We start from the raw sequence: 15,170 nt of genomic DNA on the forward strand, positions 1-15,170 counted from the left end.
ATTCCTGAAACGTCCGCTCAATCCTGCGCCGGTTTGGCGGGGGATTGAACCTCGGTGGTTGCGCTGTCCTCTGCGGCGGCACCCGCCTTGCCGGAGAAACGGCCCGGCCCCTTGGGGCCCTTGGGACGCTTCACGGTGCGGGCATCGTCGTCCACATCCATGGCCCCGCCTTCCACGCCGGCCGCCAGACCCTGCTCCGCCGCCGCAGCGGCCAGCAGTTCGTCCGTCATTTCCAGCTTGGCGCGGGCGATATGTTCGAAGGGGATTTCCGCCACCTCGATCATACCGGCTGCCGCAGCGGCGGCGGCTTCCGCCTCGGCCTTGGCCTTGGCAGAAACCTTGGCACCCGGCTTGCGCTTGGGGGCCTGGGCCGACTTGGCGTCGAGCGCGATCAGTACCGACTCGCCCTCCACACCATAAAGAACCCCACGGAAGCGCTTGCGCCCATCCAGCGGGATTTCCGTTTCGATCCGGGCTTCAAAGCCCTTGAACCGTTCAAAATCCTTCAGGCGGGTCAGCGGCCGATCGATGCCGGGGCTGCTGACCTCCAGGTTATAGGCGCTGCTGATCGGGTCTTCCACGTCCAGCAGGGCGGAAACGGCGTTGGAAATATCGGCGCAGTCATCCACCGTCATCGCGCCGCCATCGGCGCGGTCGGCCATGATCTGCAGGGTCGGGCGTTGCCCGCCGGAAAGCTGCAGACGCACGATCTCATAGCCCATATCTTCCATCGAGGGGCCAATGATGTCGGTAATGCGCGCCAGCACGTCCATGATTCTTCCAACTCACCGTCAAACCCACCCCTTTTCCCTGGCCGCACGGCCGATCGGAAAAAGAGGTCCAGATAAACAAAAAGGCGGGCCAAAGGCCCACCCGCAAAGCAGAGCACCCCGCCAGCGTCGCCCGCCGGCCGGTGTCCGTATGGGATTAAGATGATCGATATATAGACCGGTTCGATGCCGGAGGGAAGCCCAAACATCCACGGGGGGCACGCATGGCGGCCCCCCGTGGTGGTATCGTACCAATCTCCCTGGATCGTGATCGATCCGGGGAGATTTCCTGTTCCCTCATGCGTCGGGCAGCGGCATCCGCCACCTTGGCTTACGCGGGCACGGGCCCGCGGGCCGGCGGTCGCCGGCCTTCAATCCGCCTGAAGGTCAACCTTCAGGCGGATTGGTATCAGAAGCTGACGCGCAGCCCGACCTTGACGATGTGGGTGGCCAGATCGGGATGATCATCGCCACGCACGCGCAGATAACGATAGGCCGGGGCGACAGTCACGCCGTCGGCCAGACGCATGTTCAAACCAGTTTCCAGGAAGCCGGCGGGGCTGGTGCCGGTATCGACCAGCAGCGCATCAGACTTGTTGCGCACATGCGCCGCACCCAGCCCCAGACCGACATAGGGCTGGTAAATATCAGTGACATGCCAGTCATAATAGGCCCCGACCGTGGCGGTCATCATGGTGACCTTGCCCGGCAGGCGATAGCCGGCCGGCACGGTGACGGAGGCGGGCACGGTGCCCTTTACGTCCAGCAGCTGGCCGTAAAAGCCTTCCAGTTCGAAGCGGAAATCATCCCAACGATAGCCCAGCGCCAAGCTTCCATTGAAGCCCTTGTCACGCTTCCAATCCAGCACTTTGGAAACGATGCTGGACTTGGCGATATCGTTGCCGGTGTTCATACCCGCAGAGGCTGCGACATAGACATTATCCGGCAAGACGCTGTCGGCAGCATGGGCCGCACCGACAGCGGTAAAAGCAGTCATCGCCAAGGCGAGACCCGCAAGCATTTTCTTCATCTCTGGATTTCCTTGAAGACAAAACCACGTCGCCCCCAGAGCGGGAGATACACAGTTTTGTCCGTCCGTTAAAGGGCCGCTGCGTCCATTGGACACGGTTCCCCTTTTTCTGGGGAGAAAGCCCCGGAACGGCTCAGTTCCGCTGATGCCCGGCGGCCACCGGGTTCAGGGTGGCGGGGCCGCCGACGGCGGTGACCAGCCGGTCGCTGGCCTCCTCCAGCACCGCTTCCAGTTCGAACAGGGCGGTTTCCTTGGGCAGGCCAGGGGGAATCGGTGGCAGGAATTCGATGGTGATGGTGCCGGGCCGCTTGATGAAGCTGTGGCGGCCCCAGAAGACACCGGAATTCACCGCCATCGGCACCAGCGGCACCTCCAGCGCCTCATACAGCATGGCGATTCCCACCTTATAGGGGGCATAGACACCGGGGGCCACGCGCGTGCCCTGGGGGAAGATCACGATTTCCCGCCCCATGGCCTTCATCTGTTTGGCCCCTTCCACCAGGGATTTGATGGCTGCCCCGCGCTTGCCACGCTTCACCGGGATCATCTTGGATTTGGCGGCATACCAGCCCCAGAGCGGCACATAGAGCAATTCATGCTTCAGCACGATGGCCGGGTCATGGAAGATCAGATGCAGCTTCATCGTCTCCCACATGGATTGGTGCTTGGCACCGATCAGCACCGGCTGATCCTTGGGCAGATTTTCCAGCCCCTTGACCTCGTACCGCAGGCCGATGATCAACCGCTCGAAAAAGGCCAGCGAACGCATATAGGCGCGCACGCCGCCCACCACGCCCCAGCGCGGCACCACCAGCGTCCAAAGCAGGCCGAAACACCAGAGCGTCGTCAGCACATAGAAGACGATGTTGAACAGCAGCGACCGGACAAACAGCATGGGGCCCACACCCAACAGGGGGAATATCGGGTCGCAGCAATAACCATCCCCCCGCCCCTTGTCCAGCAGCTGTCCGGCGGGCGGGAGCCTCAGGGGGCCGCCGCCAGCGGGGCCGTGGGGCTGGTCAAAGCGGCGCGCAGCACCGCCAGCACATATTTATTATATTCCATGATGATCAGCTCGGCCGTGCCCGGCCAGCCCCACCAGCCATCCAGCCGCACCTTGGCCGGGGCCACCGGATGGGCCACCAGCTCCACCCCCGGCAGGGCGCGGCGGAATTCCACCAAACTGCGCGGCATATGGTAATTGGACGTCACCACCCGGATGGAACGCAGCCCCTGGTCCGTCACCCAGCGCGCCGTTTCCACCGCATTGCCCTCTGTATCGTCAGCCTCATAGCCCAGCTCGACACAGCATTCCAGCTCCCGCGCATCCTCGCGCTGGGCCAGGGCCAGCAGCTCCCGCACCTCCACCCCGCGATAGACACCGCTGATGAACAGGCGCCGCGCCTTGCCGGCGCGCAGCAGGTCGAACCCCACCTCCAGCCGCTCGCTGCCGCCGGTCAGCACGACAATGCCGTCGGTGACGATATCATCGGCCGGCGGATGGCGCGGCAGGGAGGCGGCGAAGGCGAACAGCCCCGCCGCCCACAGGCCGGCAATGCCACCGATGGTCAACAGGCTGGCCCGGACGGCACGCCGCAGCGACAGCCGCAACGTCACGGCAGCCGCTCCAGGGCGCGGATCACCGTCAGCCGCGCTGTCAGTGCCGCCAGGAAGCAGGCGGCCAGCGGGACCAGCGGCAGCCAGAGCCAATCCCGCAGGACCAGCGCCATGCTGGGCAGCAGGGCCACATCCAGCCCGCGCCCGGCCTGCTGAAGGCCCAGCAGGGTCAGCAGCGACAGGGTGAAGCCGATGCCGCCGCCGAAAATCGCCTGGCGCAGGATATGGCGCTGGAACTGGCTGGCAACATAGCTGTCCGACGCCCCCATCACATGCAGCAGCTCCACCTCCCCGCGATGCACGGCGAATCCGGCACTGGCGGCAAAGATGATGGAGGCGACGGCTGCCCCGCCGATCAGCAGAATGATGGCGGCGGACAGGCCCTGAACCGTGCGGGCGATTCGGCGCAGTTCCCCCAGCCAGCGGGCCGGGTCTTCCACGGTGATACCGGGGCCGACGGCGCGGATCTGGTCGGCCAGTTGCTCCGGCGCTGCCCCTGGCGCCAACCGGACATCGATCAGCACCGGCACCGGCAGTTCCGCCAGCAGGGCACCATCGCCCAACCAGGGTTCCACCAGGGCGCGGGCGGCGGCATCATCCAGTTTCTGCGCATCGGCCACAAAGGCGCTGCCGGACAGGGTATCCATCACCCGGCGCACCCGTTCATCCAGCTCCATCCGGCTGTCGCTGCCGCCGGGGCTGACCTGGACGGTCAGGTTGCCGGACAGGTCATTGCCCCAGCGCTGCGCCAGCCCGGACAGCACCAGGGAGGCCGCCAGGGCCAGCACCGCCAGATAGACCATCAGGGCGATGATCCAGGGCAGGAAGCGGCCGGTGGCGTCCTGTTTCAGCGGAATGTCGAAATGCGCGCTGCGGCTCATCGTTCCCGTTCGCGGAGGCTCAAGCGGTTGCGGCCGGCAAAGACCCGGCCGCCCTTAGGAATGGCACGGCCGATGCGGGCTCGTAAAGGCCGGGCATGGCAGGTGGCGACCTTGCGTTAGCCATCGCCGCTTCATATAAGGGATGACGCCGTGCGGTACGGCGCCGTCACGCCCGTCACATTCCCCGAGGCTCCCGAGCGCCCATATGATCCTGACCTGCCCGTCCTGCACGAAACGTTTCCTGCTTGATGCGGGTCTGCTTGGCCAGGGTCGGCGGGTGAAATGCGGGCAATGCGGCTATGTCTGGTTCGCTGAGCCGTCAGCCGACGGCGCGGCCCCGGCGCCCGCCAAGCCTGCCAAACCGGCCGGGCGCGAGCGGCCACCGGCGCGCAATACCGCCCCACCCGTCTTCAAGAAGCCGGCCGCCCCGCCGCCGGAGCCGCCCAGCGCCTCCCTGTTCGACGATCCGCCTGACCTGCCGGCCGATGGCGGTGGCTTCAGTGCTTTCGACAAGCCCGATTTTGCCGCGGCAGAGCGGGAAGAGGAGGAGGCATCGCCGCTGAGCCGGCCGATGCGGCCTCGCCCCCTGCCCAAAGGTTCCAACCTGCCGGCCATGCCGGGGCAGAAGGGAAAAAGCCGGATCAAGGAACTGGCCGCCTGGATCGGCGTCACCGCCCTGGTGGTGGGCATTGCCGGCGGGGCGGTGCTGCAGCGCGACATGGTGATGCAGGCCTGGCCAGCGTCCTTCCGGCTGTATGAGCTGGTGGGGCTGGCGGAGGTGATCGGCAGCGGCCTGTCCGAACCGGGCGATCCCAAGCGCACCAAGGTGGAGGTGCGTGACGTGGAAGGCATCAATCTGCTATTCGTCGCCGGCGAGATTTCCAACAAATCCGACACCCAGCGCAGCGTGCCCGACATCCAGGCCGTCGCCTATGGGGAGGATGGCAAGGAGCTGTTCGCCTGGCGCATCGTGCCGCCGGTGCGCCGCCTGTTCCCCAACCAGACCACCAAGTTCGAGTCGCGGGTGCCGGAACGTGAGGGCGGACAGGCCAAGAATATCGGCTTCCGCTATATCGAACCGGAAGCTGCAGCGGGGCCTTGAGGGGCCGGGGACGCTCGCCTGATCATCAAGATGCATGTGTGCTGCAGGTGCTGACCGCGGAGGGCCTGATATGAGCAATATGCTGGAATATAAGGGATATCTTGGTTCCGTCGAGTATAGCGACGCGGACGAGATTCTGTATGGTCGACTGGGATTCATCCGCGATCTGGTGACCTATGAGGGAGCGGACGCCAAAAGCCTGAAGGCAGCCTTCCAAGAGGCAGTGGATGATTACCTGGAACTTTGCGCCGCCGAAGGCCGCCAGCCAGATATCCCCTTGAAAGGCAGCTTCAATGTCCGGCCCGGCCGCGATCTGCATCGTCGGGCCATGCTCTATGCCAAGCGTCGCGGCATCAATCTCAACACCTTGGTCAGCGACGCGTTACGCCAATATCTGGACCGCGAGGGCCAGGCAGCCTGATCGGCGACCAAGCTGCTACAGCCAGCCGCGCCGGCGGAAGTACCAGAGCGGGCCGATGGCCGAGAGCAGCATCAGCACCAGGGCCAAGGGATAACCCCATTCCCAGTCCAGCTCCGGCATCAGCTTGAAATTCATGCCATACATGCTGGCCACCAGCGTTGGCGGCAGGAAGGCAACCGAGGCGACCGAGAAAATCTTGATGATGTTGGTCTGCTGGATATTGATCACGCCCAGCGTGGCATCCAGCAGGAAATTGGTCTGCATCGCCTGGAAGCCGGCATGTTCCACCAGCGAATGCACGTCGCGGCTGATGGTTTTCAGCCGCACCCGCTGATCCTTGCCCAGGCGCGGCCCCGCTACGGTGACGGCAAAGGCACAGAGCCGTTCCAGCCCGGCCAGGCTGTCCCGTACCTTCTGCGTCAGGTCGCCGGCGCGGCCGATGGCGGTGATCACCTCCGTCATGCCGTCATTCTTGGCCTTGCGGCGGCGGGCGGCTTCCTTACGCACGGTGCGGCGGCGGGCCATGCCCTTGCCGGTGCCGTCCAGCAGGCCGGTTTCCACCTCTGTGGCATCGGCGAAGACGCGTTGGGACAATTGGTCCAGATCACCGGCCACCCGTTCCAGCACGTCGGCCGCCCGATCCACCACCGCTTCCAGCAGGCCCAGAAAGGCCTCCATGGCGGTGGTGGCCACGCCGGCATGGCGCATGGCGCGGGCGGCAAAGATGGCGAACCAGAGCGGTTCGGTATGGCGCACGGTGATCAGCGCCGTCGGCGTGATGATGAAGGTCAGCAGCCCCAGATCCAGCCGCCCCGTCTCCCCCCGCGCAATGACGGGGGTGGTGAGGAAAGAGGCCTCGCCCTCGACATAGAGCCGGGAGGAGGCCTCAATCTCGCTCATATCTTCCTTGGTCGGCAGGTCAACGCCCAGATGGGCGGAGATCAACTGCCGCTCCGCCTCTTCCGGGCGGAGCAGGTCAAGCCAGATGGTTCCCGGCGGCAGCGGCTGGTCCGGGGCCAGGCTCTGGCCCCGCAGACGGTCGCCGTCGCGCAGGTAGGCGGTAATCAAAGGCCAACCCCGGCCGGCACCGGCACGCCGGCGCTGCGGCAGGCGGCGGTGACGGTATTGGCCAGCAGGCAGGCAATCGTCATCGGCCCCACCCCGCCCGGCACCGGGGTGATGGCACCGGCCACGGCAGCCGCCTCCGCATAGGCGACATCGCCGACGACTCGGGTCTTGCCGGCGGCGGCCGCCGCCGGGTCACGCGCCGGCACCCGGTTGATGCCGACATCGATGACGATGGCGCCCGGCTTGATCCAGTCCCCCTTCACCATTTCCGGCCGGCCCACGGCGGCCACCAGAATATCGGCCTGCCGGCAGACGGCCGGCAGATCGCGGGTGCGGGAATGGGCGATGGTGACGGTGCAGTCGGCCGCCAGCAGCAACTGCGCCATCGGCTTGCCGACAATGTTGGACCGGCCGACCACCACGGCATTCATGCCGCGCAGATCGGGCACCGTATCCTTCAGCAGCAACATGCAGCCCAGCGGCGTGCAGGGCACCAGGGCCGGCAGCCCGACGGACAGGCGCCCGGTATTCACCACATGGAACCCGTCCACATCCTTGGCCGGATCGATGGCGCCCAGCACCGCCTGGGTATCGATATGGGCGGGCAGCGGCAGCTGCACCAGAATGCCATGGATGGAAGGATCATTATTCAGCTGGTTGACCAGCCGCAGCAATTCTTCCTGGCTGGTTTCCGGGGTCAGGCGGTGGGTCACGGAATGCATCCCCGCCTCCCGCGTCTGTTCGCCCTTGTTGCGGACATAGATCTGGCTGGCCGGGTCTTCACCCACCAGCACCACAGCTAGACCGGGCACCAGCGCGTGGCGCGTGCGCAATTCTTCCACCGCCGTGGCGATGCGTACGCGCAAGCCAGCCGCGAAGCCCTTGCCGTCGATGATGCGTGCCTCGGCCATTCCCCAAAACCCCCAAATCCGCTGGTACCAGAAAGACCGCCGTCAGAGGGCGGCCAGCCATGCCGTCAGTTGCGCCTGCAACTGCGCCGTATCGCCGGCCACGAATAATACTTTCGACCGATCGGTGCCACCCGCCACGACGTCGATGCTGGATTTCGGAATCCGCCATGCTTTGGCCAGAAGCTGGATGATGGCGGCATTGGCCTTGCCATCCTCCGGCACGGCGGTGACGGAAACCTTCACCTGCATCCGGTCATCGGCCCCCAGCGCCTGGCCCTGCACAGCATTGCGGCTGGCGCGCGGGGCCGCCCGCACGAACAGCCGCACCCCGCCATCCGCCGGTTCCAGGGCCGGACGGGCCATATCAGACAAGACCGTAATTAAACAGCAGACGCTGGGCGAACATGATGGCCAGAATCAGCACGATGGGCGACAGGTCCAGCCCGCCCAGATTGGGCAGCACATTGCGGATGGGCCGCAGCACCGGCTCGGTCAGCCGGTACAGCATGTCGCTGACCGTATAGATAAAGCGGTTATGGGTATTGATGACATTGAAGGCGATCAGCCAGCTGAGGATGGCTGAAATGATCAAAACCCAGACATACAGGTCCAGCACCACGTACAGGATCTGGAAGATGGTGTGAAAAAGCGGCTCCATGGTCTTCCCGGCGCTGTTGGCGGCATCGGCCGCACCCGTTCTGGAACGTAATGCCGCCCCCTGCCCCTGTCCAGGGGGCCAGCACCCGGAAGTGGGAAAGCACCCCCCTTTCCTGGATCGAAAAACCTGAAATCAGATGCTTGACAGGCCGGGGGCAGATGCGCATTATCCGCGCCGCTTCGCCCGCCACGGCAGCGAAGCCTTAGGGATTGTTGTGGGGCCGTAGCTCAGCTGGGAGAGCGACGCGTTCGCAATGCGTAGGTCGGGAGTTCGATCCTCCTCGGCTCCACCAATTCCCTCCTTACCCAAAAATGATGAAGATTTATTGCCTTGCCGCTGGATATGCTCTTCGGTGATGGCAATTTTCTATTGAACCGATATAGACAATAGCATCCAATCGGCTGAATGGTTATTTTCCCCGCCGAACCGGGGATACATCATGCCGATTGAGATTCGCCATATTCTGTTCTCGCAGGAAGAGGTTATCCGCGCGGTAGTGGAATATCACCGCCGCTCCGGTAACCCCTTGCCCGCCGGCAGCGTGATCCGCATTGAGGTGATGCAGGATCCCGTGCGCTGCGCCCTGCATTTCGCCCGCGATGACAATTCCCGTCAGGTCGCCTGGGTGGATAACCAGCCACTGGCAGCCGCCCTGATCATGTTCTGCATCAACCAGCGCATCCCGCTGCCCACCAAATCCACCAAGCTGCTGGACGTGATGAACGACAAGGTAACGCTGGTGGTGCATCGATAGGGCTTGAATCCCTACCCCTCAGCCTGCATGGGCCAGCCGCTTTTCCCCCCAGCGCACGGCCTGGGCGATGGCGAAATTCATTGCCAGATAGAACAGGCCGGCAATCACGAACATCTCCACCGGCTGGAAACTGCGCGACGCGATGGCGCGCGCAGCCCCCGTCAGTTCCATCAGGGTGATGGTGCTGGCCAGAGAGGTGGCCTGCACCATCTGGATCATCTCATTGCCATAGGCTGGCAGAATCTGGCGGAAAGCCTGGGGCAGCACGATGCGGCGGAACAGCAGCAGCCGGTGCATCCCCAGGGCGCGCGCCGCCTCGATCTGGCCGAAGGGCACGGACTGGATGCCGCCGCGCAGGATTTCCCCGGTATAGGCGGCATTATTCAGGGTCAGCGCGATGATGGCGCACCAATAGGGTTCGCGCAGCACCGGCCAGAGGAAGCTGTCCCGCACGGCGGCAAACTGGCCAGCACCATAGAAGATCAGGAAAATCTGCACCAGCAGCGGGGTGGAGCGGAACAGGAAGATGAAGGCAACCGCCGGCGCGCGCAGAAGCACGCTGCCCGACAGCCGGGCCAGCGCCACCCCCACCGACAGCAAAAGCCCCAGCGCCAGCGAGAGCGCCACCAGCTGCACAGTCAGCCAGGCACCGGATGCCAGCGACGGCAGGGAGGAAAGGATCATATCCATGCTTGGTCCCTCCCTTTAAGCCGTTGCGCGGCGCACGCCGCGATCCGCCCGGCGCGACAGGGCGCGGAATCCGGTTTCAGACAGGGTGGTGATCACCAGATAGACCAGTGCTGCCACCAGATAGAACAGGAAGGGCTGGCGGGTGGAGCCGCTGGCGACATAGGCCTGCCGCATCAATTCCGCCAACGAAACGACCGACACCAGCGTGGTATCCTTCAGGGTCATCTGCCAGACATTGCCCAGCCCCGGCAGGGCATAGCGCAGGGCCTGCGGGGCCAGGATGCGGCGCAGGATCAGCAGCCGGTGCATCCCCAGTGCCCGCGCCGCCTCCAGCTGGCCCTTGGGTACTGCCTGCACCGCCCCCCGGATCACCTCTGCCGCATAGGCGCCCGAGACCAGCCCGACCGACGCAACGCCGACGGCAAAGGCCGACAATTCCACCCGCCCGCCATAGCCGAACAGACCGGCCATCCAGCCGACCAGACCGGACCCGCCATAGAAGAGCAGCCAGATCACCAGCAGGGCCGGCACACCGCGCACCACGGTGGTGTAGGTCGCGGCCAGCCAGCGCAGCGGCAGCGGGCCGGACAGTTTGGCCGCCGCCGTCAGGCAGCCGGCCCCCAGCCCGATCAGATAGGCCAGCACCGCCACCAGCAGGGTCATGCCGGCACCCTGCAACAGCTCATCGCCCCAACCGGTGGCGCCGTAACTCAACAGATCAAGCATGGCTCATCCAGTTAGGGTGTCGGAAAGCACAGCATGTCAGGGCATGGAGGTGTCAAAGCCGAACCATTGCACCGACATGGTCTTCATGGTGCCGTCGGCCTTCATTTCCTTGATGGCGCTGTTCAGCGCCGTCTTCAGCGCCGTGCGGCCCTTCACCAGGGCAACACCCTGGCCGCGGCCGAACAGGCCGCCATCGAAACCGGGGCCGAAGAAGCTGTAATCCTTGCCCTCCGGGCGCTGCAGGAAGGCGTTCCAGGTGACGGCATCGGCCAGCCCCACCTCAATCCGGCCGCTCTGCATATCCAGCGCCAGCTGTTCCTGGGTGTCATAACGGCGCAAATCCACCACGTCGCCCAGATATTTCTCGGCGAAATTGGCGTGGATGGTGGCCGTCTGCACGCCCATCACCTTGCCCTTCAGCAAGCCGCGCAGCTTGTCCAGTGCCGCCTGCGACTCCGGGCTCATGTTGGACAGGTCCACCTTCGGTACCCCGTAATCCTCCTTCTGGAGCGGGTTGCTGTTGGCCGACACCAGATAGGCTGGGGTGGTGGTATAGCCGTCGGAGAAATCGACCGCCTGCAGCCGCTCCTCCGTGATCGACATGCCGGCGACCACGACATCGAAACGACCGGCCTGCAGGGCCGGGATCATGCCGTCCCAGGCGGTGGCGACGAACTGACATTCCACCTTCATGCGACGGCAGATATCCTTCATCATATCGATTTCGAAACCAACCAGATTGCCGCTGGCATCCACCATATTATAGGGGGGATAGGCGCCTTCGGTGGCGACACGCAGCGGGTTGGGCACACTGTCGGCAGCCGCCGGGGCCGCCTGTTTGGCCGCCTCTTCCTTGCCGCACCCACCCAGCAGGGTGACACAGGCCAGCCCCAGCGCCGCGATCCAACTCTTCATCCCCACACCCTCCGACACCCCGGGGCATTGGCCCCTTTTGGATTGCTTGATATTGGTTTGATTGTCCGAAAACAGTTTTCCGGGGCTGATCCCCCGGCGTCAAGCCTGTCAGCGGGCTCAGCGCCCGCCTTCGCGCATCAGGAACTGGCGGCAACGCTCGCTCTGCGGGTTGCCGAACAGCTCATCCGGCGTGCCCTGTTCCTCAATCCGACCCTGGTGCAGGAAGACCACCTTGTGGGAAACCTCCCGCGCGAAGGCCATTTCGTGGGTCACCAGCAACATGGTGGCCCCTTCATTGGCCAGATCGCGCATCACCTTCAGCACCTCCCCCACCAGTTCGGGGTCAAGGGCCGAGGTGGGTTCATCGAACAGCATCACCTGCGGGTCCATGGCCAACATGCGGGCGATCGCCGCTCGCTGCTGCTGCCCGCCCGACATCTGGGAGGGATAGGCATCGCGCTTGGCCGACAGGCCCACCTTGGCCAGCAGGCTTTCCGCCCGCGCCACCGCCTCTTCCCGGTTGCGGCCCAGCACATGCACGGGGGCTTCGATGATATTCTCCAGCACCGTCATATGGGTCCAGAGATTGAAGCTCTGAAACACCATGCCGCAGCGCTGGCGGATGCGGTCCACCTGGCGGCTGTCGGCCGGCTGGGCCCGGCCGGCGCGATCCTTCTTCATGGCGATTTCCTCGCCCTGGATCAGCACCCGCCCGTCATCGGGGGTTTCCAACAGGTTGATGCAGCGCAGCAGCGTGCTTTTACCCGAACCGGATGAGCCGATCAGCGCCACCACTTCGCCTTGTGCGGCGGAAAGCGAGACGCCCTTCAGCACCTCATTTTCCCCGAAACGCTTATGCAGCCCTTCCACCTGGACGGCGGGCACGGATTTGGCAGCGGCGGCAGAAAGGGTCATCGGGGTCCGTTAACTCTTCATGAAGGTTTGATCCCCAAGCTAACCCGCCAGACCGCACCCGCGAAAGAGGGGAAAACGACCGCCATGCAATCGCCCATGCCGGCGTCACATGGGCGCCTCACCGGCTATAGTTCGTTCGTGCCGCTTTCATCCGTGGTAAAGCAGTGTCATCGCCTTTTTCTTTGATTGATCGAGTTCGACGCCATGGAACCCAATGCGAACCGGAGCACCCATTTCCTGTTCGATCACAAGGTGTTCACGCTAGAAGGCTGCCGGTTCGTGCTGTCGAAATCGACAGAGGAAGCGGTGATGCGCTTCAAGCTGGGCAAGGTGGAGGCCGAGGTCGTCATCGACAAGCTGGGCAATGAATTCAAGATTGACCCGCGATCCTTTGACGGCCAGTTGCTGGACATGGTGGTCAAAGGCTTGAAATATGTGCGGGAAATCCGCCCCGGCGACACGATCCCCAACGAGCTGATCGACGGCACCGCCAGCTGGCGGGTCGATGACCGGCATTACAATCTCGCCAAGGCCCGGCTGACCGTGCAGATGGTGACCTGGCTGACCGGCGGCGAATCGGTGATATCCTCACCGGCGGAACTGGAACAGCTGGTGGAAGATCCTTCCACCAAGTCCCGTGTGAAGGAAGCGTTCAAGGTCATCGCCAACAAGCTGGCCCTGACCGGCGACCCGGAAGAGGTGGTGGAAATCCGCATCGAGGGGCTGGCCAAGGAGCTGTCCTATATTGAGGCGCTGCGGGAGCGGGGAGCCAAACTGCGCGATGTGCGCAACGGGCTGGATGTTGCCCACCGCGTCTATAAGAATGAGCGCAACTTGCGCGAAGAGATCATTCGGATGCAGACGCTGAGCCTGCCGCCGATGACGGATATTGAAAATCGCTTCACCCAGGTGGATGCCCAGACCGGCGAAATCCTCTCCATGCTGGGCAAATATGATCAGAATATTCGCTACATCCGGGAGATGCGGGACGATCTGCACCAGACCCTGCTGCCCTGGGAAGAAATTTTCGAGGATTGGGAGATGGTGGCCTCGGAGAAAGGCGCCCCGTTTGAGGCTGTGCTGAAAAAGACCTATCAGTTCCTGGCCCGCAATTTCTCCCAGGCCAAGCAATGGCGCCTGGCATCGCGCCCGGCGCCGAAGTGATCCTTGCTCAACCGGGGCAGGACGTGCGCGTCAGCCTGTAGGCGGCGAACGGCGCCTCTTTGCCCCGGGCATCGCGGGCGGTGATTTCCCATTAGCACATAATCGACAAACTGGCCGTGACCACCACCGTCACAATTCCTTCCCTGCCATCACGGTCCCCGGATTCAACATAGCCGAGAGCATCTGACAACTCTTCCGTAAAATTGTCCATCCAATTGTGTTTTCTTATCATAAAACCAAATTATTGCCCTACCCCAGCCAAGCCGGAACCAGCTGATCCACCAAACCTGGAACATTATCTCTATTTGACACTTTCAGTAATTTCACGATCTCCAATCAATTTAATTTAGTTTCGCGTCAGCAGAATGAGATTATTACTAATATAGCCATAAATTTTATATCTTATAATTTAAAAAACTTTAACGGCAATAGGGAGATTTAAAAATTAAAAGTTTTATTTTTTCATAAGTTAAAATCAAAAAAATGTGCAAAAAATGCATATTCGTATTACGCTATTTGATATGCATGAATTCCACTCCCATAAATATATGTTTTATACACCTTTTAATTGCATACCATCAGCTAAGGAGCATGATTATGGGGATTCCCGTGGAAGTAAATTTCACTGGATCAGGAACGTTAACCGCCTATGGCGTAAAGCACTGCACTGCCAGCCTGTCTCCTCCAGGTTTGTCAGACGCATCATGGGCTTTAATTACAGAGAAAGTTTCCGTTAACATTAAACCAGGAACCGATAGCCTTGAGAAAGGAGATGGATCCGGCGAAATAGAAACAATATCTTTTTCATCTTCTCATTTTTGGTTTGTCTATGCGAAATTTCAAGAAACAGGGGATAACTTATACTCAACATTCACAAATGACATCCAAATTCAAGCAGACGTAAGCGAAAACTGCGAAAAAGTGGTAATCAATATCAATGGAAACCCCAGCGGCTTTACTGGAGCAGGCGGCGTAACTGTAGATGGCGGCGACAAGCAGGGAATAGGTATATTGTCCCGCTACAACGGTGTACTGAACTTGTTCTCGGAAGCGAGTGTCGCAGCAGCATCTGCTGGATTAAATTGGGTCTTCAAGAAGATAATTTAATAGAAAAGGTTCCTGGACAATTTTAAATTCCGGGAAATAATACCAAGTTGCGATGAGGCGAACTCATCGCAACTTGGTATGACGGTTAACATCACTATAATACCAAGGGGCATGGGACATGCCCCTTGGAGGCCGGCGACCGCCTGCCCGCGCACCCGTGTGGCAAGCCAAGCTGCCGGATGGCAGCGCCCGGCGATTGAGGGAACGGGTCAATACCAAGAGTCATGATCCATGGCTATTGGTATCGGCGGCGACTGCCGCCGCGCGGCTCGTGCCGCGTTAGAGCATCGCGCGAGAAAGCGGAATCGAAGGATTCCCTTTTTGGTCTGGATGTGATTCATCTTTATCGGAGGTGGATCATGGGCAAGGCTTATTCAGAAGATCTTCGGGAACGCGTTGAAGCGCGGATAGCGTCGGGACATTCCCGGCGTGATGCGGCGC

19 protein-coding genes and 1 tRNA gene are annotated in these 15,170 nt (G+C 62.4%); 7 read left to right on the forward strand and 13 right to left on the reverse strand.

All coding sequences use genetic code 11. The features are described 5' to 3' along the window. Positions 1-17: 17 nt before the first annotated feature. From rimP to CHB97_RS09555, 5 genes are all read right to left on the reverse strand, one after another. On the reverse strand, positions 18-773 hold the full coding sequence (rimP, locus tag CHB97_RS27085; RefSeq protein WP_089287714.1) for a ribosome maturation factor RimP: 756 nt from the start codon (positions 771-773) through the stop codon (positions 18-20). A gap of 406 nt (positions 774-1,179) precedes the next feature. Continuing rightward, entirely contained in the window at positions 1,180-1,800 is a 621-nt protein-coding gene (locus tag CHB97_RS09540) for an outer membrane protein (protein WP_089287715.1), read from the reverse strand. A gap of 133 nt (positions 1,801-1,933) precedes the next feature. Continuing rightward, positions 1,934-2,695: a 1-acyl-sn-glycerol-3-phosphate acyltransferase gene (locus CHB97_RS09545; protein ID WP_089287716.1), complete on the reverse strand. Its 762-nt coding sequence runs from the start codon at positions 2,693-2,695 to the stop codon at positions 1,934-1,936. 89 nt (positions 2,696-2,784) lie between these two features. Next, positions 2,785-3,417 carry a YdcF family protein gene (locus CHB97_RS09550; protein ID WP_089287717.1) on the reverse strand — a complete coding sequence of 211 codons (633 nt, stop codon included), beginning with the start codon at positions 3,415-3,417 and terminating at the stop codon, positions 2,785-2,787. After that, a complete protein-coding gene (locus CHB97_RS09555) occupies positions 3,414-4,298 on the reverse strand; it encodes an ABC transporter permease (RefSeq protein WP_089287718.1) in 885 nt (294 codons plus the stop codon). Before CHB97_RS09555 ends, CHB97_RS09550 begins: the two co-directional genes overlap by 4 nt. Before the next feature lie 205 nt (positions 4,299-4,503). Between CHB97_RS09555 and CHB97_RS09560 the strand changes: the two genes are divergently transcribed. Together CHB97_RS09560 and CHB97_RS09565 are read left to right on the forward strand one after the other, a co-directional pair. Next, positions 4,504-5,400 carry a zinc-ribbon domain-containing protein gene (locus CHB97_RS09560; protein ID WP_160105728.1) on the forward strand — a complete coding sequence of 299 codons (897 nt, stop codon included), beginning with the start codon at positions 4,504-4,506 and terminating at the stop codon, positions 5,398-5,400. A 70-nt stretch (positions 5,401-5,470) separates the two neighbouring features. After that, positions 5,471-5,821: a type II toxin-antitoxin system HicB family antitoxin gene (locus CHB97_RS09565; protein WP_089287720.1), complete on the forward strand. Its 351-nt coding sequence runs from the start codon at positions 5,471-5,473 to the stop codon at positions 5,819-5,821. A 15-nt stretch (positions 5,822-5,836) separates the two neighbouring features. Here CHB97_RS09565 and CHB97_RS09570 read toward each other — a convergent pair whose 3' ends face one another. Genes CHB97_RS09570 through CHB97_RS09585 form a run of 4 tightly spaced genes read right to left on the reverse strand, consistent with a single transcriptional unit; the run spans position 5,837 to position 8,458 of the window. Beyond that, complete coding sequence (locus CHB97_RS09570) at positions 5,837-6,889, reverse strand: magnesium transporter CorA family protein (protein WP_089287721.1); 1,053 nt, start codon at positions 6,887-6,889, stop codon at positions 5,837-5,839. Beyond that, a complete protein-coding gene (gene folD / locus CHB97_RS09575) occupies positions 6,886-7,800 on the reverse strand; it encodes a bifunctional methylenetetrahydrofolate dehydrogenase/methenyltetrahydrofolate cyclohydrolase FolD (RefSeq protein WP_089287722.1) in 915 nt (304 codons plus the stop codon). Before folD ends, CHB97_RS09570 begins: the two co-directional genes overlap by 4 nt. A gap of 42 nt (positions 7,801-7,842) precedes the next feature. Then, positions 7,843-8,163, reverse strand: a complete 321-nt coding sequence (locus CHB97_RS09580) for a DUF167 domain-containing protein (protein ID WP_089287723.1) — start codon at positions 8,161-8,163, stop codon at positions 7,843-7,845. Between the two features lies 1 nt (position 8,164). Beyond that, the gene (locus CHB97_RS09585; RefSeq protein WP_089287724.1) at positions 8,165-8,458 is read right to left on the reverse strand and encodes a YggT family protein; all 294 of its coding nucleotides are present in this window, start codon (positions 8,456-8,458) and stop codon (positions 8,165-8,167) included. A 216-nt stretch (positions 8,459-8,674) separates the two neighbouring features. Here CHB97_RS09585 and CHB97_RS09590 point away from each other — a divergent pair. Together CHB97_RS09590 and CHB97_RS09595 are read left to right on the forward strand one after the other, a co-directional pair. Then, a tRNA-Ala gene (locus CHB97_RS09590) sits at positions 8,675-8,750 on the forward strand. Between the two features lie 147 nt (positions 8,751-8,897). Continuing rightward, entirely contained in the window at positions 8,898-9,212 is a 315-nt protein-coding gene (locus CHB97_RS09595) for a hypothetical protein (protein ID WP_089287725.1), read from the forward strand. An 18-nt stretch (positions 9,213-9,230) separates the two neighbouring features. On the opposite strand, the gene CHB97_RS09600 is transcribed toward CHB97_RS09595, so the two are convergent. From CHB97_RS09600 to CHB97_RS09615, 4 genes are all read right to left on the reverse strand, one after another. Further along, positions 9,231-9,902: an ABC transporter permease gene (locus CHB97_RS09600; RefSeq protein WP_089287726.1), complete on the reverse strand. Its 672-nt coding sequence runs from the start codon at positions 9,900-9,902 to the stop codon at positions 9,231-9,233. A 15-nt stretch (positions 9,903-9,917) separates the two neighbouring features. After that, a complete protein-coding gene (locus CHB97_RS09605; protein WP_089287727.1) occupies positions 9,918-10,628 on the reverse strand; it encodes an ABC transporter permease in 711 nt (236 codons plus the stop codon). 36 nt (positions 10,629-10,664) lie between these two features. Continuing rightward, positions 10,665-11,543, reverse strand: coding sequence for a transporter substrate-binding domain-containing protein (locus CHB97_RS09610; protein WP_089287728.1), 879 nt, complete (start codon positions 11,541-11,543; stop codon positions 10,665-10,667). Between the two features lie 117 nt (positions 11,544-11,660). Beyond that, on the reverse strand, positions 11,661-12,458 hold the full coding sequence (locus tag CHB97_RS09615; RefSeq protein ID WP_089287729.1) for an ABC transporter ATP-binding protein: 798 nt from the start codon (positions 12,456-12,458) through the stop codon (positions 11,661-11,663). A gap of 204 nt (positions 12,459-12,662) precedes the next feature. Between CHB97_RS09615 and CHB97_RS09620 the strand changes: the two genes are divergently transcribed. The 3 genes from CHB97_RS09620 to CHB97_RS26710 form a co-directional block, all read left to right on the forward strand. Continuing rightward, the gene (locus CHB97_RS09620; RefSeq protein WP_089287730.1) at positions 12,663-13,622 is read left to right on the forward strand and encodes a hypothetical protein; all 960 of its coding nucleotides are present in this window, start codon (positions 12,663-12,665) and stop codon (positions 13,620-13,622) included. Between the two features lie 597 nt (positions 13,623-14,219). Continuing rightward, positions 14,220-14,729, forward strand: coding sequence for a hypothetical protein (locus CHB97_RS25875; protein ID WP_143270814.1), 510 nt, complete (start codon positions 14,220-14,222; stop codon positions 14,727-14,729). Between the two features lie 224 nt (positions 14,730-14,953). Then, positions 14,954-15,170: hypothetical protein (locus CHB97_RS26710; RefSeq protein WP_211098328.1), on the forward strand; the 217-nt coding region annotated here is incomplete at its 3' end.

Origin of the sequence: Azospirillum sp. RU38E (assembly GCF_900188385.1) — a bacterium.
Taxonomy (GTDB): domain Bacteria; phylum Pseudomonadota; class Alphaproteobacteria; order Azospirillales; family Azospirillaceae; genus Niveispirillum.

Coding starts and splice junctions, on each gene's coding strand:
- rimP (WP_089287714.1), bottom strand. CDS start 773: ATGGACGTGCTGGCGCGCATTACCGACATCATTGGCCCCTCGATGGAA.
- CHB97_RS09540 (WP_089287715.1), bottom strand. CDS start 1,800: ATGAAGAAAATGCTTGCGGGTCTCGCCTTGGCGATGACTGCTTTTACC.
- CHB97_RS09545 (WP_089287716.1), bottom strand. CDS start 2,695: ATGCTGTTTGTCCGGTCGCTGCTGTTCAACATCGTCTTCTATGTGCTG.
- CHB97_RS09555 (WP_089287718.1), bottom strand. CDS start 4,298: ATGAGCCGCAGCGCGCATTTCGACATTCCGCTGAAACAGGACGCCACC.
- CHB97_RS09560 (WP_160105728.1), top strand. CDS start 4,504: ATGATCCTGACCTGCCCGTCCTGCACGAAACGTTTCCTGCTTGATGCG.
- CHB97_RS09565 (WP_089287720.1), top strand. CDS start 5,471: ATGAGCAATATGCTGGAATATAAGGGATATCTTGGTTCCGTCGAGTAT.
- folD (WP_089287722.1), bottom strand. CDS start 7,800: ATGGCCGAGGCACGCATCATCGACGGCAAGGGCTTCGCGGCTGGCTTG.
- CHB97_RS09580 (WP_089287723.1), bottom strand. CDS start 8,163: ATGGCCCGTCCGGCCCTGGAACCGGCGGATGGCGGGGTGCGGCTGTTC.
- CHB97_RS09585 (WP_089287724.1), bottom strand. CDS start 8,458: ATGGAGCCGCTTTTTCACACCATCTTCCAGATCCTGTACGTGGTGCTG.
- CHB97_RS09595 (WP_089287725.1), top strand. CDS start 8,898: ATGCCGATTGAGATTCGCCATATTCTGTTCTCGCAGGAAGAGGTTATC.
- CHB97_RS09600 (WP_089287726.1), bottom strand. CDS start 9,902: ATGGATATGATCCTTTCCTCCCTGCCGTCGCTGGCATCCGGTGCCTGG.
- CHB97_RS09605 (WP_089287727.1), bottom strand. CDS start 10,628: ATGCTTGATCTGTTGAGTTACGGCGCCACCGGTTGGGGCGATGAGCTG.
- CHB97_RS09610 (WP_089287728.1), bottom strand. CDS start 11,543: ATGAAGAGTTGGATCGCGGCGCTGGGGCTGGCCTGTGTCACCCTGCTG.
- CHB97_RS09615 (WP_089287729.1), bottom strand. CDS start 12,458: ATGACCCTTTCTGCCGCCGCTGCCAAATCCGTGCCCGCCGTCCAGGTG.
- CHB97_RS09620 (WP_089287730.1), top strand. CDS start 12,663: ATGGAACCCAATGCGAACCGGAGCACCCATTTCCTGTTCGATCACAAG.
- CHB97_RS25875 (WP_143270814.1), top strand. CDS start 14,220: ATGGGGATTCCCGTGGAAGTAAATTTCACTGGATCAGGAACGTTAACC.